The 22,091-nt window shown below is 69.6% G+C and carries 18 protein-coding genes; 10 read left to right on the top strand and 8 right to left on the bottom strand.

The window, feature by feature from the left end; genetic code table 11:
- Positions 1-34 precede the first annotated feature (34 nt).
- The 3 genes from AB0M87_RS08870 to AB0M87_RS08860 form a co-directional block, all read right to left on the bottom strand.
- A complete protein-coding gene (locus tag AB0M87_RS08870) occupies positions 35-235 on the bottom strand; it encodes a DUF1918 domain-containing protein (protein ID WP_365851209.1) in 201 nt (66 codons plus the stop codon).
- Positions 236-349: 114 nt separating this feature from the next.
- Positions 350-3,940 (bottom strand): DNA polymerase III subunit alpha, encoded by a 3,591-nt coding sequence (dnaE, locus tag AB0M87_RS08865; RefSeq protein ID WP_365851208.1) that lies wholly within the window; start codon positions 3,938-3,940, stop codon positions 350-352.
- A gap of 121 nt (positions 3,941-4,061) precedes the next feature.
- Positions 4,062-4,778 (bottom strand): peptidyl-tRNA hydrolase, encoded by a 717-nt coding sequence (locus tag AB0M87_RS08860; RefSeq protein WP_365851207.1) that lies wholly within the window; start codon positions 4,776-4,778, stop codon positions 4,062-4,064.
- Between the two features lie 71 nt (positions 4,779-4,849).
- Here AB0M87_RS08860 and AB0M87_RS08855 point away from each other — a divergent pair, with 71 nt between their 5' ends.
- From AB0M87_RS08855 to AB0M87_RS08840, 4 genes are all read left to right on the top strand, one after another.
- Entirely contained in the window at positions 4,850-5,527 is a 678-nt protein-coding gene (locus AB0M87_RS08855) for an AIM24 family protein (protein ID WP_365851206.1), read from the top strand.
- A gap of 55 nt (positions 5,528-5,582) precedes the next feature.
- Entirely contained in the window at positions 5,583-5,747 is a 165-nt protein-coding gene (locus tag AB0M87_RS08850) for an ATP-binding cassette domain-containing protein (protein WP_365851204.1), read from the top strand.
- Positions 5,748-6,133: 386 nt separating this feature from the next.
- A complete protein-coding gene (locus AB0M87_RS08845; RefSeq protein WP_365851473.1) occupies positions 6,134-6,313 on the top strand; it encodes a hypothetical protein in 180 nt (59 codons plus the stop codon).
- Positions 6,314-6,462: 149 nt separating this feature from the next.
- Positions 6,463-8,520: a SpoIIE family protein phosphatase gene (locus AB0M87_RS08840; protein WP_365851203.1), complete on the top strand. Its 2,058-nt coding sequence runs from the start codon at positions 6,463-6,465 to the stop codon at positions 8,518-8,520.
- Between the two features lie 80 nt (positions 8,521-8,600).
- Here the strand turns inward: AB0M87_RS08840 and AB0M87_RS08835 are convergent, their stop codons facing one another.
- From AB0M87_RS08835 to zapE, 4 genes are all read right to left on the bottom strand, one after another.
- The gene (locus tag AB0M87_RS08835) at positions 8,601-11,357 is read right to left on the bottom strand and encodes a glycoside hydrolase family 48 protein (RefSeq protein ID WP_365851472.1); all 2,757 of its coding nucleotides are present in this window, start codon (positions 11,355-11,357) and stop codon (positions 8,601-8,603) included.
- A 111-nt stretch (positions 11,358-11,468) separates the two neighbouring features.
- Positions 11,469-13,082, bottom strand: a complete 1,614-nt coding sequence (locus AB0M87_RS08830) for an endo-1,4-beta-xylanase (RefSeq protein ID WP_365851202.1) — start codon at positions 13,080-13,082, stop codon at positions 11,469-11,471.
- A gap of 249 nt (positions 13,083-13,331) precedes the next feature.
- On the bottom strand, positions 13,332-13,757 hold the full coding sequence (locus AB0M87_RS08825; protein WP_365851201.1) for an OsmC family protein: 426 nt from the start codon (positions 13,755-13,757) through the stop codon (positions 13,332-13,334).
- A 32-nt stretch (positions 13,758-13,789) separates the two neighbouring features.
- Entirely contained in the window at positions 13,790-14,869 is a 1,080-nt protein-coding gene (zapE, locus tag AB0M87_RS08820; RefSeq protein WP_365851200.1) for a cell division protein ZapE, read from the bottom strand.
- A gap of 58 nt (positions 14,870-14,927) precedes the next feature.
- Between zapE and AB0M87_RS08815 the strand changes: the two genes are divergently transcribed.
- From AB0M87_RS08815 to msrB, 4 genes are all read left to right on the top strand, one after another.
- Complete coding sequence (locus AB0M87_RS08815) at positions 14,928-15,743, top strand: pyrimidine reductase family protein (RefSeq protein ID WP_365851199.1); 816 nt, start codon at positions 14,928-14,930, stop codon at positions 15,741-15,743.
- A 123-nt stretch (positions 15,744-15,866) separates the two neighbouring features.
- Positions 15,867-16,319 (top strand): indole-3-glycerol phosphate synthase, encoded by a 453-nt coding sequence (locus AB0M87_RS08810; RefSeq protein ID WP_365851471.1) that lies wholly within the window; start codon positions 15,867-15,869, stop codon positions 16,317-16,319.
- 69 nt (positions 16,320-16,388) lie between these two features.
- Positions 16,389-17,783, top strand: a complete 1,395-nt coding sequence (murC, locus tag AB0M87_RS08805) for a UDP-N-acetylmuramate--L-alanine ligase (RefSeq protein ID WP_365851198.1) — start codon at positions 16,389-16,391, stop codon at positions 17,781-17,783.
- A gap of 8 nt (positions 17,784-17,791) precedes the next feature.
- Positions 17,792-18,199: a peptide-methionine (R)-S-oxide reductase MsrB gene (msrB, locus tag AB0M87_RS08800; protein WP_365851197.1), complete on the top strand. Its 408-nt coding sequence runs from the start codon at positions 17,792-17,794 to the stop codon at positions 18,197-18,199.
- Between the two features lie 20 nt (positions 18,200-18,219).
- Here msrB and AB0M87_RS08795 read toward each other — a convergent pair whose 3' ends face one another.
- Positions 18,220-19,239 (bottom strand): Lrp/AsnC family transcriptional regulator, encoded by a 1,020-nt coding sequence (locus tag AB0M87_RS08795; RefSeq protein WP_365851196.1) that lies wholly within the window; start codon positions 19,237-19,239, stop codon positions 18,220-18,222.
- A gap of 142 nt (positions 19,240-19,381) precedes the next feature.
- Between AB0M87_RS08795 and AB0M87_RS08790 the strand changes: the two genes are divergently transcribed.
- Both AB0M87_RS08790 and AB0M87_RS08785 read left to right on the top strand, forming a co-directional pair.
- Complete coding sequence (locus tag AB0M87_RS08790; protein ID WP_365851195.1) at positions 19,382-20,806, top strand: MFS transporter; 1,425 nt, start codon at positions 19,382-19,384, stop codon at positions 20,804-20,806.
- Positions 20,803-22,014 (top strand): amidohydrolase, encoded by a 1,212-nt coding sequence (locus tag AB0M87_RS08785; RefSeq protein ID WP_365851194.1) that lies wholly within the window; start codon positions 20,803-20,805, stop codon positions 22,012-22,014. Before AB0M87_RS08790 ends, AB0M87_RS08785 begins: the two co-directional genes overlap by 4 nt.
- The last annotated feature ends 77 nt before the right edge of the window (positions 22,015-22,091 follow it).

The raw sequence follows: 22,091 nt of genomic DNA, 5'->3' as shown, positions 1-22,091 counted from the left end.
CGGCGGACGTTCAGAGCTTCATTTGAGGTTCCGGCTAGCGGATGCCGCCGCCGCGAGGATGCTCCACCTCGGTGTCGGGCCCCGGCGTCACGATCGTTTCGTGCCCGTTCGCGGAGCGCACCCGGAAGGGCGGGTTGCCGTCCTGCCCCAGCGCCTCCACGACCTCCACCACCCGGTCGTGGTCACCGACGATCCTGCCGTGTGTCACCAGGCGGTCGCCCTTGTCTGCATGCATCTGCAATCCTCCGTCACTGAATGTGATCAATTTCGGTTCGTTGCTTCCTCTTCAGGGTGATACATGCGGGGCCGGACCGCGAACGGCGACGCCCACCGGGCCGCACGCCCCGGCCTACACCACACCGATCCACGCGTCGGGCCCGAAAGCGCCCTTGACGTCGGAGGCGACCGAGGTCGGATCGACGAGGAACCCGAGCCGGTACACGACCGTCTTCTCGCGGGTACGGACCTGCAGACGCACCGGGCTCTCGCCCTTGTGCGCGGCCAGGATGCGCTTGAGCTCCTTGATGGCCGGCTCGTTCACCTTGTGCGAGAGGAAGGACAACTGGACCGGAGGCCTGCCGCCGTGCTCCGCAGCCGACACGTCCAGAACCTGCAGCTCCTGGCCGAAGATACTGACCGCGCCGTCCCGGTCGTTCAGCCTGCCCTCGACGGAGACCACGCTGTCCTCGATGAGCGCGTGCTGGACCAGATTGTAGGCAGCCGGGAAGAACAGGACTTCCATCTCGCCGTCACGGTCGGCGAGATTGACGATCGCCCAGGCGTTGCCCTGTTTGGTCATCCGCCGGTCGACGCCGGCGATCAGACCGGACAGCCGTACGTTGCCTTCCGTGCGCCCCGAACCGAGCAGCTCGCTGATGGTTGTGTCGCGGTGGCGGGAGAGGATGTGCTCGGTTCCGTCGAGCGGGTGCGCCGAGACGTACAGGCCGAGCATCTCGCGTTCGCTGGCCAGGAGTTGCTTGCGCGGCCATTCTCCCGGGTCGACGGGAAAGTCCAGCCCGAAGCCGGGTTCCTCACTGTCGTCCCCGCCGAAGTCGGCGAAGAGGTCGTCCTGACCGAACGCCTTGGCCTTCTTCACCGGGATCACGGAGTCGATGGCAGGTTCGTGGATCGCGCACAGACCCTTGCGGCTGTGCTGCAGGGAGTCGAAGGACCCCGCCTTGATCAGGGACTCGACGGCCCGCTTGTTCAGCGCCGGCAGATCCGCTTTGTCGAGGAAGTCCGCGAACGAGGTGTACTTGCCCTTGGACTTGCGGGAGGCGACCAGGGACTCGATGACGTTCTCACCGACGTTGCGTACCGAGCGCAGGCCGAAGCGGACGTCGTCGCCGATGGCGGTGAAGTTGGCCACGGACTCGTTGATGTCCGGCTGCAGGACCTGGACACCCAGTTTGCGCGCGTCCGCCAGGTAGATCGCCGCCTTGTCCTTGTCGTCACCCACCGAGGTGAGGAGCGCGGCCATGTACTCGGCCGGATAGTTCGCCTTGAGGTAGGCGGTCCAGTACGAGACGAGGCCGTATCCGGCGGTGTGGGACTTGTTGAACGCGTAACCGGAGAAGGGCAGCATGACGTCCCAGAGAGCCTTGATGGACTCCTCGGAGTAATTGTTGCCCTGCATGCCGGCGTGGAACTTGTCCCACTCGGCCGCCAGCACCTCCGGCTTCTTCTTGCCCATCGCGCGGCGCAGCAGGTCGGCGCCGCCGAGGGTGTACCCGGCCAGTTCCCGGGCGATGGCCATGATCTGCTCCTGGTAGACGAGCAGATGGAAGGTGTTGCCGAGGATCCCTTCCAGGGCGTCCTTGAGCTCGGGGTGGATCGGGGTGATCTCCTGGCGGCCGGTCTTGCGGTGCGCGTAGTTCGTGTGCGCGTTGGCCGCCATGGGACCCGGCCGGTACAGGGCGAGCGCGGCTGCGATGTCCTCGAATCGGGAGGGCTCCATCAGCTTCAGCAGGGTCCGCATGCCGCCGCCGTCGAGCTGGAACACACCGAAGGTGTCGCCGCGGGCCAGCAGTTCGAAGGTCTTCTTGTCGTCCAGCGGGATCGCCCGGGAGCCGTCCAGCGGCACGGTGTCGGTGGTCAGGTTGATCCCGCGGTTCTCGCGGATGTTCTGGATCGCGTGGTCGATGACCCCGAGGTTGCGCAGCCCCAGGAAGTCCATCTTGACCAGCCCCATGTCCTCGCAGCTGGGGTAGTCGAATCCGGTGATCTTGACGCCGTCCTTGGCGCGCATGTGCAGCGGGATGCGGTCGGTCAGCTTGGTCTTGGAGAGGATGACGGCCGCCGCGTGGACGCCGGTGCCGCGGATCAGCCCCTCCACGCCGCGGGCGCCGTCGACGACCTTCTTGACGTCCGGTTCGTTCTCGTACAGAGCCCGGATCTCGCCGGCCTCCCCGTGGCGCGGGTGCGAGGAATCGAAGATCCCGGAAATCGGGATGGACTTGCCCATCACGTCCGGCGGCAGCGCCTTGGTGATGCGCTCGCCGTGCGAGAACGGGTATCCCAGCAGCCGCGAGGTGTCCTTGATCGCGTTCTTGGCCTTCAGCTTGCCGAAGGTGTTCACCATCGCCGTGTACTCGTCGCCGTACTTGTCGACGACGTAGCGGACCATCGCGTCGCGCTGGCGGTCGTCGAAGTCGAGGTCGACGTCGGGCGGGTTGATGCGCTCGGGGTTCAGGAAGCGCTCGAAGAGCAGGCCGTGCTCCAAGGGGCACAGTTCGGTGATACGGGTGGCGTAGGCGACGATCGAACCGGTCGCGGACCCACGGCCCGGGCCGACCGGGATCTTGTTGTCGCGGGCGTGCTGGACGATGTCGGCGACCACCAGGAAGTACGAGGAGAAGCCCATCGGTCCGATGACCGTCATCTCGGTCTCGAACCGCTCCATGACGTGATCGGGGATGGGTGAGCCGTAGCGCATCTCCAGGCCCTTGAGGACGTCCTTGCGCAGCCACGACTCCTGCGTCTCGCCCTCGGGCACGTCCGGGTACTGCGGCATCTCGTCCTCGGGGGCGAAGACCTCCTCGTAGGACTCGATGCGCTCGGCGATCAGCAGGGTGTTGTCGCAGGCCTCGGGCAGCTCGGAGAACAGCTCCCGCATCTCGGCCGCGGTCTTGAGGTAGTAGCCGCTGCCGTTGAACCGGAACCGGCCCGCGTCATCCTTGTTCTTGCCCACCCCGATGCACAGCAGGTTGTCGTGCGCGTCCGCGTGCTCCTCCAGCACGTAGTGGGCGTCGTTGGTGGCCAGCAGCGGGATGCCGAGGTCCTTGGCCAGGCGCAGCAGGTCGCCCCGGACATTGCGCTCCAGGTCGAGGCCGTGGTCCATCAGCTCCAGGAAGTAGTTCTCCTTCCCGAAGATGTCCTGATACGCCCCGGCGACCTGGCGGGCTTCGTCGTACTGGTTCAGGCGCAGCCGGGTCTGGATCGCACCCGACGGGCAGCCGGTCGTCGCGATGATCCCTTCGGCGTGCTCGGAGATCAGCTCCATGTCCATCCGGGGCTTGCCGGCCGGGAACTGGCCGGTGTAGGACGCCTCCGTCGACATGTAGAACAGGTTCCGCAGGCCCGTGACGTTCCGCGCCCACATCGTCATGTGGGTGAAGCGGCCGCCACCCGATACGTCCTTGGACCCCTCGCCGTCGTCCGACATGGCCCGCACGCCGCCTGGGCCCCAGAACTCCTGCTTGCGGCTGCGCCGCGAGGACGGCGCGACGTACGCCTCGATCCCGATGATCGGCTTCACGCCCTGGAAGCCCTTGGCCACCTGCTGGAACTCGTACGCACCGAACATGTTTCCGTGGTCGCTCATCGCGATCGCGGGCATGCCCTGGCGTTCGACCTCGGTGAACATCGGCTTGAGCCGCTGGGCGCCGTCAAGCATCGAGTATTCGGTGTGATTGTGCAGGTGGACGAAGGAATCGGTCACCGGGAAGGCACCTCCGGGGTGGGGCGGGGAAGGACCCACCCTATCCCTCCGAACCTGTCGGATCAGGCGCCGCGGGGGGCTCCGATCGTGATCGAAAAGCGGTCACCGGCGTGACCAGCGGCTACGACTCCGAAGCAGCCAACACCCGGTGGTGTCCTTCGACGGCCACGGTTTCCCCGGGGGCTATCTCCGTGAACCCCGCGTCGAAAACCACCGGCTGCCCGCTCGAGGTGAGCTCGCCCCACCGGCCCGGTGCGGCGGTCCGGACCGACAGGGGGAAGCCCGCCGCGCGCCACGCGGTGCGTTCCTGGCCGGAGAGTTCCCACCAGGCGAGTTGGGCTCCGTGGCCGGTCTGGGCCATGGTCTTGCCGGCCGACATGTCGAGGTCCGGGTTGAGCCAGAGCACCGGGGCGGTGGGGTCCGGGGCGGGCGGCGGCGCCGGGTCGTCCAGGTCCGTGCCGCTGACCTGGAGCTTCGCCAGCTCCTTCGGCCAGCCGTCCAGCGGCACCGGAGGGAAGACCCGCACCTCGGCCGATGCGCCGGTGACCGTGATGCCGGGAAGCGCCGACGCCTTGCGCCACTCCGCCCCGCGCGCCCGTCGCACGACCTTGCGGATCCGGGCATCCTGCCAGTCGCGGATCCGTTGTGCCCACTCACCGTCGCCCAGCGACCGCTCGTCCGACAGCATCACCAGGACCGCCCGGGCCGACGTCTCCAGCGCATCGGTGCGGGCCGGCGGGTCCGCCTTCTCGATGTGCACCACCAACGGGAGGACGAACTGCGGGGCTTCGTCGCGGGCCGTCGGCTCCGCCAGGAAAGGACTGTCGTTGCTGCTCACCCGCCCCAGTCTGCCAGCCTGTGCCGCACGGCTTCTTGGCGGAGGGGAACCCTCCGGGTGAGGATGCACCCATGAAGAGCGATCTTTTCCAGAACGAGAACATGGCGCAGCAGGCGACCACCCCCGGGATGACCCTGCAGAACGCCAAATCGATCAAGTACGCAGTCAACGGTGACATGCTCGCGCGGCAGGGCGCGATGATCGCTTTCCGTGGAAATCTGCAGTTCGAACGCAAGGGCCAGGGCATAGGCGGGATGCTCAAGCGCGCGGTCACCGGCGAGGGACTCCCGCTGATGTCGGTCACCGGACAGGGCGAGGCCTGGTTCGCCCACGAGGCGGCGAACTGCTTCATCGTGGACATCGAACAGGGCGACTCGCTGACCATCAACGGCCGCAACGTGCTCTGCTTCGACTCCACCCTCGGCTACGAGATCAAGACGGTGAAGGGGGCGGGCATGGCCGGTGGCGGACTCTTCAACAGCGTCTTCGCGGGCCACGGCAAGCTCGCCGTGATCTGCGAGGGCAACCCCATCGTCATCCCGGTCACCGCCCAGCAGCCGGTCTACGTGGACACCGACGCGGTCGTCGGCTGGTCCACCCACCTGCAGACCTCGCTGCACCGTTCGCAGTCGATAGGCTCCATGATCCGCGGTGGATCCGGCGAGGCGGTCCAACTCATGCTCCAGGGTGAGGGATTCGTGATCGTACGGCCCAGCGAGGCCCGGCCGGAGAAGGCGCAGCAACACTGAGACTGCGACACGCCGGCCGCCGTTACGGCGGGGGAGGCCCCGGCTGCTGCGCGGGGTGGATCTCGGCCTTCCCGCGCGCTCCCCGGTTCGCGTCGAGGGGGCGAACGGCAGCGGCAAGTCGACTCTGCTGCGGCTGATCGCCGGAATCGGGAGACCGACCGAGGGCCGTGCCACGGAACGCCCCCGCGCCGCGTACGTCCCCGCCATCTCGTCCCCCTGAGACGGATCCACGGCCTGCGGAGCCCGTCGCCGCCGCTCGCGCCACCGGCTTTCGTGGCCCCGGCAGGGGTCACGGGACTGCTCGCCGCGCTGGTCTGCGTACTGACCGGCACAGCGGCCGGTGCGCTGCTCACCCGGCCGGTGCTGTACAGCAGAGGCCGGTTGTTCCCGGCCACCGTGCTCGCCTCGATCCTGCTCCTGGTGAAGCGCGGCTCGCCCGCTCGCGCGGCGGTGCACGGCCTGGTGTCGGGCTCGCAGACGGACACGGTGCACACTCGGGTGCTGCCCCTGGTCGGCGCGGTGGTCGCCGCTGCCGGACAGCCACGGCGGCCGAGCTCACCGCCCGACGCCGCCCTCCCCTTTGCCGGTCGGTCTAAGCTCCCCCAAATGGACGAGTCCTCCTGTGAAACCCCCGGGACCCCTCGGGCCCCCGCCCCCGGTGGCCCGCCGTACGCGGAGTGCGTGCTGTGTCGCAAGCCGACCGAATACCCGGAATCGACGCGTGGCGCGACGCTCTGCCCCGTCTGTCAGTGGCAGGAGGCCGGCCGCACGGTCTGTTCCGGTTAGCAGCGGAATCCGCTGGTCCGGCGGGTCGTCCACAGCGCGGCGCCGGGCAGTGGGGGGCGGCACGGGTTTGAATGGAGGCACGCCCGGCCGGCAGCACAGGAATCGAGTCACAGATGAGTGGCAACCGGTCACCCCGGTGGATGCCCGCGGTGAAAAGCCCAGCGGAGATGCTGCTGGACACCGACGGCTCTGTGCTGAGCTGCACGCGGTCCGCACTCGATCTGCTGGACACGACGGCGGAAGAAGTCCGCGGGCGGCCGTTCGTCAGCATGCTGGAGGACCCGGCTCAGTGGGAACTGTTCGCGGCGGAATCCGCGGGAGGCGAGCGACGGTTCGGGCGGGCGGCGCTGCTGCGTCCCGGCGGCGGGACCGTCGACACGCTGCTGGGCGTGTCCCCGCTGCTCCCGGTCGAGCCGGCCGGAACCCGGCTGCTGGTCAGGCTGCAGTCGCTGCAGGGCGCTGACACGCCGGATCCGCAGCCCGCCGCGCTGCCGCCCGCCACGTCGGACCCCCGCGCACGGGAACGCATGGACCTGCTCAACGAGGCAGCCTCCCGGATCGGCGCCTCGCTGGACATCGCGGGGAACGCCCGGGACCTGGTCGACATCCTGGTACCGAATCTCGCGGACCTGGCAGCCGTGGACATCCCCGAGGCGGTGCTCGTCGGTGACGAACCCGGCGATTTCACCGTCGACATCACCATGCGGCGGCTGGCGGTCGCCGCTGCCGACGGTCAGTGGCCCGAAGAGATCCACGCACTCGGTGACACCTTCAAGGTCACCAGCTTCATCCGGGGACAACTGCTCAAGGGACCGGCGGGCTTTCTGCCGGACCTCAGCGACGTGCGCCTGGCGCTGGCCGAGGAGGAGGAACTGTCCCGGCTGGTGCTGCCCCGGGCCGCGACGTCGCTGCTGGTCGCCCCTGTCCGGGCGCGGGGCCTGGTACTCGGCATCGTCGTACTCTGGCGCGCCGGTGACCGGCGGCCCTTCGACCCCACCGACGCCGTACTCGCCGAGGAGATCAGCTCACGCGCCGCGCTGAGCATCGACAACGGCCGCCGCTACACCAAGGAGCGGCGCACCGCCGAGATGCTGCAGCGGAGTCTGCTGCCGCGGACCGCGGCGAACAGCACGGCCGCTGAGACGTCCGGGGTGTATGTGCCGGCCAGCACCCCGGCGGGCATCGGCGGCTGCTGGTACGACGTGATCGAGCTCTCGTCGGCCCAGGTGGCCTTTGTGGTCGGCACTGTGCCGGGGCACGGTCTGGGCGCCACCGCGGCGATGGGACGGCTGCGGTCCGCCGTGGAGACGCTGGCCGATCTGGACCCCGCGCCGGACGAGTTGCTGAGCCATCTGAACGACCTGGTGATGCGCTTCGGCAGCAGCGATCGGGCCGGCCACGATGACCCCGGGGGCGCCGGGGCCGTGCGCGGTGCCACCTGCACGTACGCGACATACGATCCGGTCACCCGGGTCTGCGTGGTGGCCTGCGCCGGACATCCGGCGCCGATGCTCGCCCGCGCCGGACAACAGACCGCCGAAGAGGTGCCGGTCGGCTGCGGTCCGGCACTGGGAACCGGTGGAGAACCGTTCGAGGCGGTGACGCTCCAGTTGCAGCCGGGTGACGTGCTGGCGTTTCACAGCGGCTTGCTCAGGGCGGGGGCCCTGCCGTCGGCGCACCGTCTCGAGGCGGTGCGTACGGGCACACGGTCGGCCGCCGCCGACGGGCAGCCGCTGGCCGATGTGGGGCGACAGATTCTTGCCGGGCTGACCGACACCCCGCCCGACCACGACATCGCACTGCTGCTGGCTCGGACGCGGGAACTGCCACCGTCGAGCACCGTGGCGTGGCAGCTGTCCGCAGATCCGCAGGAGGTGGCCCGGGCCAGGACGTTGGTCGCCGCCCAGCTGGCCGACTGGGGGCTGGACGAGCTGGTCTTCGCCTCGGAACTCATCGTCAGCGAACTGGTCACCAACGCGATCCGCTACACCGGGGCCCCGATCGGGCTGCGTCTGATCAAGGACCAGCGGTTGATCTGCGAGGTGTCGGACCCCAGCCAGACCCAGCCGCACCTGCGCCGCGCCCGCCTCACCGACGAGGGCGGCCGGGGGCTGTTCCTCATCGCCCAGCTGACGCATCGTTGGGGGAGCAGATACACCTCCTCCGGCAAGACGATCTGGACGGAACAACTGCTCGACGGGGACTGAGACGGACCGCCCCGATACGGACGGGTGCCCGTCGGCCACGGCGACCAGGAGGCCCCGTGGCCGAGCCGTGGGTCAGCCGGTCACGTCGGCTCCGTTCCCCAGGCGAGCGTGGAGCCCACGTAGGCGGTGACCTTGAGGGCGTCCGCGTATGCGGTGTTGGTGCCGTGGCTGTAGTCGTCGGCCTCGTTGAAGTTGGACCAGTCGGTCTTGCTGAGGCGGAGCTGGATGTCACCGGTGGACGCCCCGGCGGCGAGGCTGCCGGAGCTGAAGCCGACCTGCAGGTAGTAGCCGGCGCCGGTCAGTGAACCGCCGGCCGCCACCACCTTGTGGGTGATCGAACCGGAGCCCAGCGCCGCGTAGTCGCACCAGGTGCCGAACGAACTCGCGCCGGCCTCCGAGCTGAACCAGTACCGCAGCGTCAGCTTCGACAGATCCACCGGGGCGCTGCTGGTGTTGACCACGACCAGGCCCGGTCTGATCTGGTTGTCGGTGGCGTTCTGGTCGTTGTTCTTGTATTGCACCTTCACCGCACCGCCGCCGGTACCGCCGCCGGACTTCGTCGTCGCCGTGACGGCGGCCGACAGGGCCGACGAATTGCCCGCCGCGTCACGCGCCGACACCGTGTAGCTGTAGGCGGTGGCCGCGGTCAGACCGGTGTCCGCGTAGGACGTCGAGGTCGCGCTGCCCACCTTCGTGCCGCTGCGGAAGACGTCGTACGCCGTCACCCCGGTGTCGTCCGTGGACACGGACCAGGACAGCGCCACACTGCTGCTGGTGACCGTCCCCACCGCGAGGTTCTCCGGTACGGACGGAGGCCGGGTGTCGGTGCTGCCGCCGCCGTTGTCGCCGCCGTCCACCAGGAGTTCGGCGTAGGTGGCGAAGGCCAGGGCGAGGTCGGCCTGCGCCCAGAAGCGGTGGTAAGTGAAGGAGGGGGCGCTGCCACCGTCCAGATACGCCTGGACCTTGGGCCAGTCCGGGTCATCCTTGTACCAGGAGCGCATCCCGATGAAGGTGACGCCCGGCTCGACCGGGTCGCCGTTCGGCATGGTGCCCTTCCAGCCGGTGGGAACGTACACCTCGTCCTTGAAACGGCTGTAGTCGGTGCGGGTCTCCGGCACCGCGATGCCCTTGGCGTCGCCGTTGAGCGCCATCGCGTCGAGCAGTGACTTGGCGAGGGCCGCCGCGTCCACGTCCTTTGCCCTGGCCGCGTAGTACGTCAGCGTCTTGACGTAGGAGGCGCCGACACCGACGTCGTTGCTGTAGTCCACCACGGACACGTGCAGTCCGGCGTTGGCCCCCGGGCTGGTGGCGTTCCAGGTGTCGGGCTTGCCCGTCCAGCTCAGGTTGGAGGGGAAGGAGTAGCTGCCGTCCGCGCCGACCGTGGTCTCGGACGAGGCCCAGGCCACCCATTTCCGCAGAATCGTCTCGGCGGTGGCGTTCCCGGTGACGTAGTAGTACTCGGCGATTCGCTCCACGCCCCAGGCCTGGAAGCCGAACCAGTTGTTGCTGGGCGGGTCGTGGTAGACCGGCTCCCAGTCGTAGGCCATCCCGTAGAAGGTCGGGGTGCCGGCCGGCGGGGTGCCGTACCGCCCCTCCCAGCTGTTCGTGCAGCCACCGGCGAGCGCGCCCTCGGAGGACTGCAGCCAGCACAGGAACTCCAGCTGGCGGGTCAGGCTCTTGAGCCAGTCCCCCTTCGCGGTGGCCGACTTGGGGGTCAGCACCGGTACGTTCGACAGCGCCCAGGCGGCCAGCGGGTTCTGGTACCCCTGGTGGGACGCGCCGTCCCCGATCCGCCAGGCCCAGCCGCCACCGGGCTGGGCGCCACCCCATGCGTAGTACCAGGAGAGCAGGTAGTGCTGCGCGCTGCGGCCGGAGCCCGCCGAGCAGCCGGTCGGACTGGTGCAGTCGCCGATCTGCTTGAAGTACTTGTCGAACATGGCGTAGCGCAGGTAGTCGCCCATCCGGGCGGCCTTCGCCACCGAACCGGCGATCTGTCCCTCCTTGCCTTGTGCCTTCGCCCAGGTGTAGGCCCAGTAGGCGGCCTGCACGGCGCGCGCGTCGGCATCCGGGGCGTTGGTGTACTTCCACTGCTTCGAGTAGGCGGAGTCCTTGACGAACAGGTCGAGATAGCCGTTCGTGCCGCCGTACTTGAAGAGATCGGTGGTGGGCTGCGGAATGGTCTCCCAGACGGATTCCTGGGCGCCGCGCTGGTAGCTGTTGATGAACGAGGGCCCCGCGCCGGGACCGTTCTCGCCGCCGCTGCCCGGCTTGTTGCCGTAGCCGTAGATGTTGTCGACGTCCATCAGCCAGTGCATGCCGTAGATGTCCTTGGTCCCGTACGACGAGGCCAGCTCGCCGGCGATCGGGTCGGAGCCCGTCGACACGGAGGAGTCCAGCGCTGTCGGATAGGCCGACGGCTCCGGTGCCTCCGGTGCGTAGGTGGCCGGGGAGCTCGCGTTGTACGAGTCGTTGCTCGGCTGGTCCACGTCGGCCGGTATCAGCGACTTCTCGGCCACCGCCCAGGCGTTGTTGAACGGGTCCCAGTCACCGGTGACCCTGCCGTACGCGGCCTCCAGCCACATCCAGAAGCTCATGGCCTCCGACGTGGTCTGGTGGCCATGGTCCGGCGCCTCCACGATCAGCGTCTCGGCGCAGTGGTACGGGATGCCGTCGGCGCTGAAGTAGCCGTTGCCCGCGTCCTTGATCTTGCCGTACTGGGTCAGAAAGGCCTGGGTGTACGTGTCGTCGGCGGCCGCGGTGCCGACCGCCGCCGCGTCGTCCGTTGCCTGGTCGGGGGCGGCATGGGCCAGGCCCTGGCCCATGCCGAGGGCGACCAGCGAACCGCCGATCGCACCGGTGAATGCTCTTCGGGAAACGGGCACAGCTAACTCTTTGGTGTGGGCATGCCAAATGAGGGTGGGTGGTGCGGAAGCGCAGGGAGCGCCGGCCTACGGCTCGATGCCGTAGGCGAGCGCGCCGCCCAGGTAGGCGGTGATCCGCGGTGCGTCCGCGTAGGAAGCGCCGGTCGTACGGCTGTAGTCGTCCGACTCGTCGAAGGCGGTCCAGCCGGTCTTGTTCAGCCGCAGCTGGATGTCACCGGTGGACGCACCGGCGGCGAGACTGCCCGAGGAGAAGCCGACTTCCAGATAGTGGTCGGCGCCGGCCGGCGAGCCCGATGCGGCGGCCACCCGGTGGGTGACGGTGCCGCAGCCGATCACCGCGTAGTCGCACCAGGTGTCGAAGGTGGCGGCCGGCGAGCCGCCCGGGTCGTCGGCGGTGAACCAGTAGCGGAGCGTGACGGTGGACAGATCGACGGCGCCGCCACCGGTGTTCACCAGTCGAAGGCCCGGCTTGATCTGGTTGTCGGTGGCGTTCTGGTCGTTGTTCCGGTACTGGACCAGGAGCGCGCTGTTGCCGGTGCCACCACCTCCGCCGTCGTCGCCTCCGCCGCTGCCGCCGCCCAGGGCCGCACGGACGGCGTCGTAGGCGGCCTTGGGCTGCAGGTTCTCGTCGTACAGGCAGGCCGACCCCTGGCCGGGGAAGGTGCTGGGCACCCATGAGTACTTGTCCGTGTAGTCCCAGACGGTGATGCCCACGCAGCGCGCCACGCCGAGGCAGGCCTCGACGACCTGCCGGTAGTAGTCGGACTGGGTGGCCGACTTGGCGGCGTCCGCGGGCAGTTGCACACGGACGTCGAGCTCCGTGACGGCGACATCGAGACCGAGGTCGGCGAACCGCTGCAGATTGGCCCGCATCCCGGAGGGGAAGCCGTACTGCACGGCGAGATGGGTCTGGAAACCGACGCCGTCGATCGGTACGCCGTCCGCCTTCAACTGGCTGACCAGGCGGTACATGGCGTCCGCTTTCGCGCCGCTGCCCTCGATGTTGTAGTCGTTGATGTAGAGCTCGGCGCCGGGGTCGGCGGCGTGCGCGGTGCGCAGGGCGTCGCCGATGTAAGCAGTGCCCATCGCGTTGTAGAAGGCGTCGGTGCGATAGGTGCCGTCGTCGTTGAACGGCTCGTTGACGACGTCCCAGGCGTAGACCTCGCCCTTGTAGTGCCCGGCCTCCGTGGTGATGTGGTTCTCCATGGCGGCCCGCACCTGACCGGTCGGCAGGGCGGAGACCCAGCTCGGGAGTTGGCTGTGCCAGACGAGGTTGTGCGCGTGGATGCTCTGGCCGTGCTGCTGGGCGAAGTCCACGACCGCGTCGCCCTTGGCGAAGTTGAACTGCCCCTGCTGCGGCTCGATGGTGTCCCATTTCATCGAGTTGCCGGGAGTGATCTGGCCGAATTCGCTGCCCAGGGTGGCCGTGTAGGCGGCGTCGGACAGTTCGGGGTTGTCGGTGGCCGATCCGAAGTACCGGCCGTGGGCCTCGGCGAGCGCGTCCAGCGTCATCGACGCTGCGGTCGTGGACGTGACGACGGGGGCTGCCGCAGCCGGTGGGCCTGCTGCGGCGGCCGGCTGGGGACCGGCGAAGGCGAGGGCGGCGACCAGGAGGAGTGGGAGCGCTCCCATGGGCGCCCGCTTGGTGGGGGACGGCAGGAACTGGAGAAGTGACGGCATGGTGTGTCCCGCTTCGCGGCTCTGGTGTGGGGACGTGCGGAGGACAGAACAGTGCTGCACGTGCGGCGCGCGGCTCCGGATGACTGGGAGCGCTCCCACGGTGGCTTAGGGGGGTGCACCTGTCAAGAGTTCTCGCCCACCGTTCTGTGCGCGGATCCGAGCGCCGCGCGTCGGTCCGCGCATCGGCGGTGCCGGGGCTGTGTATGGCGCGGCCCCGGCACCGCACCCGTCCGCTCGGGCCGCGGCGGGTCAGCTCAGCTTGGCGGTGAGGGTGATCTTCGTGCCGGTGAGCGCCTGGCTCACCGGGCAGTTGGCCTTGGCGTCCTCGGCGGCGGCGGTGAAGCCGTCCGCGTCGAGGCCCGGCACCTCGCCCTGCACGGTCAGATGGATGCCGGTGATGCCCTCACCCGGCTGGAAGGTGACCTCGGCCTGGGTGGTGAGCCTGGTCGGCGGATTGCCCGCACCGTTCAGTCCGTTGGAGAGAGCCATCGAGAAACAGCTGGAGTGGGCGGCCGCGATGAGCTCCTCGGGGCTGGTCCTGCCGTTCGGCTGCTCGGCGCGGGAGGCCCAGGTGACCGGGTAGTCGCCGATGCCCGAGCTGTCGAAGGTGACGGTGCCCGAGCCCTTGAAGAGCTCGCCCTCCCAGACCGTATGAGCGACACGCTTGGTGGCCATGTTCGTTTCCCTTCTGGTGGCGTGGCCCCAACCTACTGTGCCACCAGCCCCTTTGCGTCGCGCGCCAGCGCCGTGAGCCGGGAGATCGCGCGGAAATACTTCTTGCGGTATCCGCCATTCAGCATCTCCTCGCTGAACAGCTGGTCGAAGGGCAGGCCGGAGGCGAGCACCGGGACTTCCCGGTCGTAGAGCCGGTCGGCGAGCACCACCAGACGGAGCGCGGTCGACTGGTCGGCCACCGGCTGCATCTCGGTCAGGCAGACGGCATCGACGCCCTCGGTGAGCGCGCCGTAGCGGCTGGGGTGGATCCGGGCGAGGTGGTCGAGGAGCGCGGGGAACTCGTCGAGCGAGGCGCCCTCGGTGGCGTACGCCGTCTTGGTGACCTGCTCGTCGTCGTACGGAGCGGGGGCCGCGGGCAGGCCGCGGTGGCGGTAGTCGTCACCGTCGATGCGCAGCGGAAGGAAGTGCGCCGAGAGCCCCTGTATCTCGCGCAGGAAGTCGGCGGCGGCGAACCGGCCCTCGCCGAGCTTGCCGGGCAGCGTGTTGGAGGTGGCGGCCAGGGCGACCCCGGCATCGACCAGTCGGCTGAGCAGCGAGGAGACCAGGACGGTGTCGCCGGGATCATCGAGTTCGAACTCGTCGATGCACAGCAGCCGGTGACCGCTCAGCGTCTGCACGGTCTGCTGGAAACCGAGCGCGCCGACCAGGTTGGTCAACTCGACGAAGGTCCCGAAGGCCTTCTGCTCAGGGGCGGCCGGGGTCGCGTGCCAGAGCGAGGCGAGCAGGTGGGTCTTGCCGACGCCGTATCCACCGTCCAGATAGACCCCGCGCGGCCCGGTGGGCGCATTGGGCTTCTTTTTGCCGCCGAACCAGCGTTTGCGCCCGGACCCGGTGGCGGTCGCCCCGCCGAGCCCGGCCGCGAAGCCGCTCAGCACGTTCACCGCTTCGGTCTGGCTGGGCTGCTTCGGGTCCGGCACATACGTGTCGAAGCGCACCGCATCGAAGCGTGGCGGCGGCACCATCTCGGCGACCAGGCGGTCGGCGGGAACGCGCGGCTCGCGGGCGCACAGGGACTGGGGAACCACTTCGGCTATGGACGAGGACACAGTCACCAGCTTAGACCGCCCCCATTTACCGGGCGGTCTCGAGCGCCGTGCCACACTGCGTGACATGCGACGCCTGTTCCCTGTGACCGACGTGCCCGATGTGACCGGTGTGGGCTCCACGGACCCGAAGGACCCCACCCTCTCCACGGCACCTCCGCACGCGTGGAGCATCGACGAGCTTGCCGATGCGTACCCGTATCCGGCGGAGCCCGCCGACGGCCCGTGGCTGCGGGCCAACATGGTCTCCACGCTCGACGGGGCCGCCCAGCACGAGGGCCGCTCGCAGCCGATCTCCACCGACACGGACATGCGGATCTTCGGCACCCTGCGCGGCCTCGCCGACGTGGTCGTGGTCGGCGCCGAGACCGTACGCCTGGAGGGTTACCGCCCGGCCCGTGCACGCGAGGCCTTCGCGGCACGCAGGGAGGCGGCCGGGCAGGGCCCGGCGCCGGCCATCGCGGTGGTGAGCGCCGGTCTGGACCTGGACTTCTCGCTTCCGCTGTTCACCGCCCCTCTGGTACCGACGCTGGTGATCACCGGGGCGGGGGCCCCGTCGGACCGCATCCACGCGGCGGAGCAGGCGGGCGTCACGGTCGTGATCGCGGGCGAAGCGGCGATCGTGGACCCGGCCCGTGCGGTGCGGGAGCTGGCAGACCGGGGGTACCGGCGGCTGCTGACCGAGGGCGGCCCGCGGATGCTCGGTCAGTTCGTGGCGGCCGGAGTGCTGGACGAGCTCTGTCTGACGGTCTCCCCGATGGTCACATCGGGTGACGCCCAGCGCATCGTGGGCGGGCTGGGTCTCGAAGTACCGGAACGCTTCTCGCTGGCCTCACTGCTGGAGGAGGACGGCTTTCTGTTTGCCCGGTACCTACGGGACTGAGATATGCGGAATCCAGCGTTCCGCTTTCCCTTCATTGGGCACACTTGTTTTCGCAGCCCCGTGCGAGCGCGGGGGAGGATGGTTTCAGCAGAAGGGCTCAACGTGGTGTTCACGAGCGTACTGATGATCGAGAAACCTCTGACTTCCCAGGACGTGGAGTTCGTCACCACGCTGCACGGTGACGAGGCCGTCTCCTTCGTCGTGCTCATGCAGCCCCGGGGCGATCAGGCCGACGTCCTGCTGCGGGCCATGGACGATGTGGCGCTGGGCGAGCTGGACGAGGTGGGCCACGAGGCGGAGGTGCCGGAGGGCGAAGCCGCGAGGGGGCCCGCGGAGGTCGCTCTGCAGCAGGCACTGCACGCGCTGCAGGCCGCGGGTAGTACGGCGGTCGGGCAGGTCGTCGAGAAGCACCCGCTCGACGTGCTGACGACCGTGGTCGCCGACACGAAGGCCGACGAGGTGATCGTGCTGACCGCGCCGCACTACGTGGAGGAGTTCTTCCACCGCGACTGGGCTTCGCGGGCCCGGCACAAGGTGGGCGTACCGGTGCTCAAGCTCTTCGCGCACAGCGAATAGGCTGGGGCTCCTTTTCGCACCGGCTTCGTTCCGCACAGCTCGTTCCGTACACCTTGGGGAGACATCCGTATGGCATCCGGTAGGCCGACCGCCATGGACCGACCGCACTTCATCGGCATCGGCGGCGCCGGGATGTCGGGCATCGCCAAGATCCTCGCCGAGCGCGGCGCCGAGGTGGCGGGCAGCGACGCACGTGAGTCGCCGACCGCCGAGGCGCTGCGCGGGCTCGGGGTCACCGTGCACATCGGCCACGCGGCCGCGCACCTGGCGGACGACGCCGGCTGCGTCGTGGTCTCCAGCGCCATCCGCGAGGACAATCCGGAACTCGTCCGCGCCGCCGAGCTGTCCGTCCCGGTGGTGCACCGTTCGGACGCCCTCGCCGCGCTGATGCACGGCCGGCGCTCCATCGCGGTCGCCGGTACGCACGGCAAGACGACGACCACCTCGATGCTGGCCGTCGCGCTGACCGAGCTCGGCCTCGACCCCTCGTACGCGATCGGCGGCGAGCTGGCGGGCCCCGGCACCAACGCCCGGCACGGCAAGGGGGACATCTTCGTCGCAGAGGCCGACGAGAGCGACCGCAGTTTCCAGAAGTACGACCCCGAGGTCGCCATCGTCCTCAACGTCGAGCTCGACCATCACGCCAACTACGCCTCCATGGACGAGATCTACGAGTCCTTCGAGACCTTCGTCGGCAAGGTCGTTCCCGGCGGCACCCTGGTCATCGCGGCGGATCAGCCGGGTGCGGTCGAGCTGACCGCCCGGGTCCGCGACCTCGCCGGGATCGAGGTCGTCACCTACGGCGAGTCCGAGTCGGCCGACGTACGGGTCCACAAGGTCACCCCGCGCGGTCTGACCAGCGAGGTCACCGTCGTACTCAACGGCAAGTACCTCACCTTCACGGTGTCGGTCCCCGGCCGCCACTACGCCCACAACGCGGTCGCCGCCCTCGCGGCGGGGGTGGCACTCGGTGTCCCGGCCCACAACCTGGCGTCGGCGCTCGGCAAGTACACCGGCGTCAAGCGCCGCCTTCAGCTCAAGGGCGAGGCCGCGGGCGTCCAGGTCATCGACTCGTACGCGCACCACCCGACCGAGATGACCGCCGACCTGGAAGCGATGCGCGGCGCGGCCGGTGACGCCCGGATCCTGGTGGTCTTCCAGCCCCACCTCTTCTCGCGCACCCAGGAACTGGGCGGTGAGATGGGCCGGGCGCTCGGCCTCGCCGACGCCTCGGTGGTCCTGGACATCTACCCGGCCCGCGAGGACCCGATCCCCGGCATCACCAGCGAACTGATCATCGACGCGGCCCGGGCGGCCGGCGCCGATGTGACCGCAGTGCACGAGAAGGCGCAGGTCGCCACGATCGTCGCGGGAATGGCGAAGCCCGGCGATCTCGTTCTCACTATGGGAGCGGGCGATGTCACGGACCTCGGCCCGCAGATCCTGGACCATCTCTCGAGCTGAGGAGCGTCATGGCGTACGACATCGATAAGCCGGACGAGCAGTGGCGGGCGGAGTTGTCCGACGCGGAGTACGCGGTGCTGCGCAAGGCCGGCACGGAGCCCGCGTTCGTCGGTGAATACACCGACACCAAGACCACCGGCGTCTACTCCTGCCGGGCGTGCGACGCCGAGCTCTTCCGCTCGGACACGAAATTCGAGTCGCACTGCGGCTGGCCGTCCTTCTACGACCCGAAGGACACCGACGCCGTCGAGCTCATCGAGGACCGCTCGCACGGCATGCGCCGCATCGAGGTCCGCTGCGCCCGGTGCGGTTCACACCTCGGTCACGTCTTCGAGGGCGAGGGCTACGCGACACCGACCGACCAGCGGTACTGCATCAACTCGATCTCGCTGAGGCTGACCCCGGACGAGGGCTGAGCGACCGGCAGCCGTCCCGCCTACCACGGGGAGATCGGCTGTGTGCCGGTGCGGCTGCCGTCGTGGTCGAGCAGGTGCCCCATGCGTTTGACGGTGTGCAGCCCGACGATGCGGTCGGTGACGGTCAGGGTGGGGAGCCGGGCACAGAGAGCGGTCTCACGGCGCTGGATGTCGCCGATGTCGTGCACCCAGAGGGTGGCGAAGACGTTCGCCGGCCCGGTCACCCCGGCGACCAGACGGCAGTCGGGGAACGCGGCAAGCGTGCGGTGCACCGTTGCGATGTCCCGCGCGGGCACCTGGGCGAGGAAGGAGACCGGGACGGGGCGGCCGGCGAGCGGTGCGGCGATATCGCACCGGAAAGTGAGCACGCCGGAGTCCGTCAGACGGCGCAGGCGGCGACGGACGGTGGCCGGGCTCGTGTCGCTGAGCTGGGCCAGCTCGGCCCAGCCGAGTCGCCCGTCCCGCACCAGGTGGCGGAGCAACGAGCGGTCGACGGGGTCGAGTTCGACGGTTCGCAGCGGCTCGCGCACCGCTGACGCGGAGCTGTGGAGCGCGGTGAGCTGAGCCGGGTCCAGGGAACGCAGGCGCCAGCGGCTTCCTTCGACGTACAGCGAGGTGGCGAAGAGGCAGCTTACCGATGTGATGCCGGGCAGTCTGTCCAGCTTCTCGGTCAGGAACCGGCTGAGTGAGGGGAGGTCAGGGGTCAGGACGTCCAGCAGCAGATCCGCACTGCCGGGCCCGGTCACCTCGATGGTGGCCGCCTCCTGGAACTCACTGACCCGGCCCGCCAGCCGGGACCGCGCGCCCGGGCTGCAGCGGATCAGTACGAAAGCGGTGCATCTGCTGCGCGAGAACTCGCGCCCCGGCGCCGCGTAGATCCAGGCGAGCCCCGACCCGGTCAGCCGTTCCCAGCGCCGCGCCAGGGTGCCCGCGGTCACGCCGAGCACCGGCGCCAGCTCGGACCACGCCGCCCGGGGCCGCAGCTGCAGGGCGTTCACCAGGGCGAGGTCCAGCTCGCTGGCGGTGACCGTTTCTCGCATCAGGAGTGCTCCGCACGTACGAATCGATCGATGTTCCGGCCCACATGTACCTTCGCCCGCACAGTAGCCACCACTGTTGGTTCCGGCTACCCGACGAGGTGAGGTTGTGACCACTCCAGTGGGAAGACGCCGGCCAGGGGCGGTGAGCTCCGGCCCGGCCATGCTCGCGACGATGGCGGTCGTCGTGCTGTTCAGCGGAATCGTGCAGGGCTACCTGACGCCGCTGCTGCCCGAACTCGGGCTGCGGCTGCACATCGGCTCCGTCGGTCAGAACAACATCTACCTGCTGTCCCAGCTGGCATTCGCGGTGATGACGCCGCTGTTGTCCCGGCTGGGTGATCTGTACGGTCATCGCAGGCTGCTCCGGGTGGCCCTGGCGATGGTGACAGGCGGCTCATTGCTGATGGCCGGGTGGCCCTCAGCGGCCACGCTGGCTGTCGGGGTGGTTCTGCAGGGCGCGCTGGTGGGCTTCTTCCCGCTGCTGGTGGGGATCCTCCGGTCGAACGCACCCGAGCGGAACCGCACCGGGATCTCGCTGCTGGTGGGCGTCCTGCTGATCTCGATCGGCGTGGGCGGCCTGGTGGCGGGCGTGCTCAGCGAACGGCATGCGGCAGCCGGTTTGTGGGTGGCCGTCCCGGTCGCGGTCCTCGCGGTGGTCGCCGGTCTGCTGCTGCCCGACAGCGATGCGGCGCGGGGCGGCCGTTTCCACTTCGGTGCGGCGGCGCTGCTGACGGCAGGTCTGGTGGCGCTCGTCCTGGTGCTGGCCCAAGGCAGTGCGTGGGGATGGGCCTCGCCGCTGACTCTGGGCACCTGCGCGGGAGCCGTTGTGGTGCTCGCCGCCTGGGTGGCGGTCGAGCGCGGGTCGGCTCATCCGCTGGTGAGCGTACGGATGTTGAGCAATCGCCGGCTGGCGGTGGTGAGCGGCTACACCTTCTGTGCCGCTTTCGCGACGATCGGCTTTCTCGGAGCCAACGCCCTCTTCCTGGGCGCCTCGCCGTCGCAGGCCGGTTACGGCTTGGGGATGGGGCCGCAGACGATCGCCACCGTCTCGCTGGCCATGGTGATCGCGGGATTCGTCGGCTCCACGCTGACCCCGCGGCTTGCCCGCCGGGTGGACGACCGTGCCGTCCTCGCCCTGGGCGGGGCACTCATCGCGCTGGGCTTCCTGGGCCTGATCCTCTTCCACGACACGCTCGCCGAGTACCTGGCGGCGGTACTCGTCGTGGGCCTGGCGACCGGACTCTTCGAGTCGATCACCCGCACCCTTGCGGCAGAGATCGTCGATGAGCAGGAGACCGCACTGGCGGTCGGCCTCAACGAGCTGGCGCTGTCCCTGGGCGCGGCGATCGGGGCCGCGGTGATCGGCGCGTTCTTCGCGGCGCACGCGGTGCGCGGCACCGCGTACATCGGGATCTCCGGCTACCTCTGGAGCTGGGGAGCGTGCGCATGCGTCGGTGTGCTGGGCGCGGCGCTCGCCCTTTGCTACCGCAGCCACCGGACCGCCGGCACCCGTGCGGCCGCCGGACGGCAGTCCGACCACACAGCACCGAGCGGAGGCCTGGCATGACGGACATCCGGATCCCTGATTCCCGCACGCCTGCTTCCGGCACGGTGCGGCAGGCCGTGGCGTCATCCATCGGTTCCTGGCGCGGCCGGCTGCGGGCTCTCAGCCACAGCCTGCACGACGAGCCGGAGACGGCCCTCCAGGAGCATCGCTCGGCAGCGAAGATTGCCGAGCTGCTGGACACAGCAGGGTTCACGGTCACCCGGGGAGTCGGCCAACTGCCCACCGCGCTGGTCGGCACCCGGGGGTCAGGTGATCTGGTGCTCGGACTCTGCGCCGAGTACGACGCACTGCCCGGCATCGGGCACGCCTGCGGGCACAACGTCAACGGCGCGGCGGCGGTCGGCGCGGCCCTCGGGCTCGGCGCCGTCGCGGACGAACTCGGCCTGACCGTCAAACTCATCGGCACCCCCGCGGAGGAGGACATTGGCGGCAAAGCGCTGCTGCTGGAAGCCGGAGCGTTCGACGACGTCGCTGCGGCGATGATGGTGCACGCGGCACCGGAGGACAGCGTCGGTGCTTCCTCACTGGCCATCGGTGCCTGGGAGATCACCTACCGGGGAACGCCCTCGCATGCTGCGGTCGCACCCTGGGAAGGCGTCAACGCACTTGACGCGATGACCCTCGCCCACACCGCCGTCGGCCTGCTGCGCCAGCAACTGCCGCCCGGCGCGCTGGTGCACGGCATCGTCACCGAGGGCGGACAGGCGGTGAACGTCATCCCCGAACGCGCCCGCGCCCGCTATGAGGTCCGCGCTCCGACGCTGGAGCAGCTGACCAGTGTGCGCGGCAGGGTACGCGCCTGTTTCGAGGCCGGCGCCCTGGCGACCGGGGCGCAGCTCGAGCTGCACAACCACGGAAGGGATTTCGCCGAACTGCGCCAGGACCCGTACATGACCGACGCGTACGCCCGCGCGGCCCGCGGGCTGGGTCGTACGGTGACGTCGCGGCACGGGGAGTGGCTTGCCTCGACGGACATGGGCAACGTCTCGCTCCAGGTACCCGCCATCCACCCCACCATCGGCTACGACACCCAGGGAGCCAAGCAGCACACCCCCGAGTTCACCGGCTACGGGAAGAGTCCGGGCGCCGACCGGGCCGTCGTCGACGGAGCGACCGCTCTCGCCCTGGTCGGCGCCGAACTCGCCACCACGGACACTCAGCGACGCCGTCTCATCGACGGGGTTGCTGCCCGGCGGACGCGTCCCTGACGGCCAAAGACCGCCCCCGACGGACCAACGGATGCTTGGCCACGCCTCAAAACCGCTCGACAGGTGAGCTCGGCGCG

This window comes from Streptomyces sp. NPDC051320, assembly GCF_040682175.1.
Classification (GTDB): domain Bacteria; phylum Actinomycetota; class Actinomycetes; order Streptomycetales; family Streptomycetaceae; genus Streptomyces.
The sequence above is the reverse complement of the archived record's forward strand: the minus strand, read 5'-3'. Positions and strand labels throughout refer to the sequence as shown.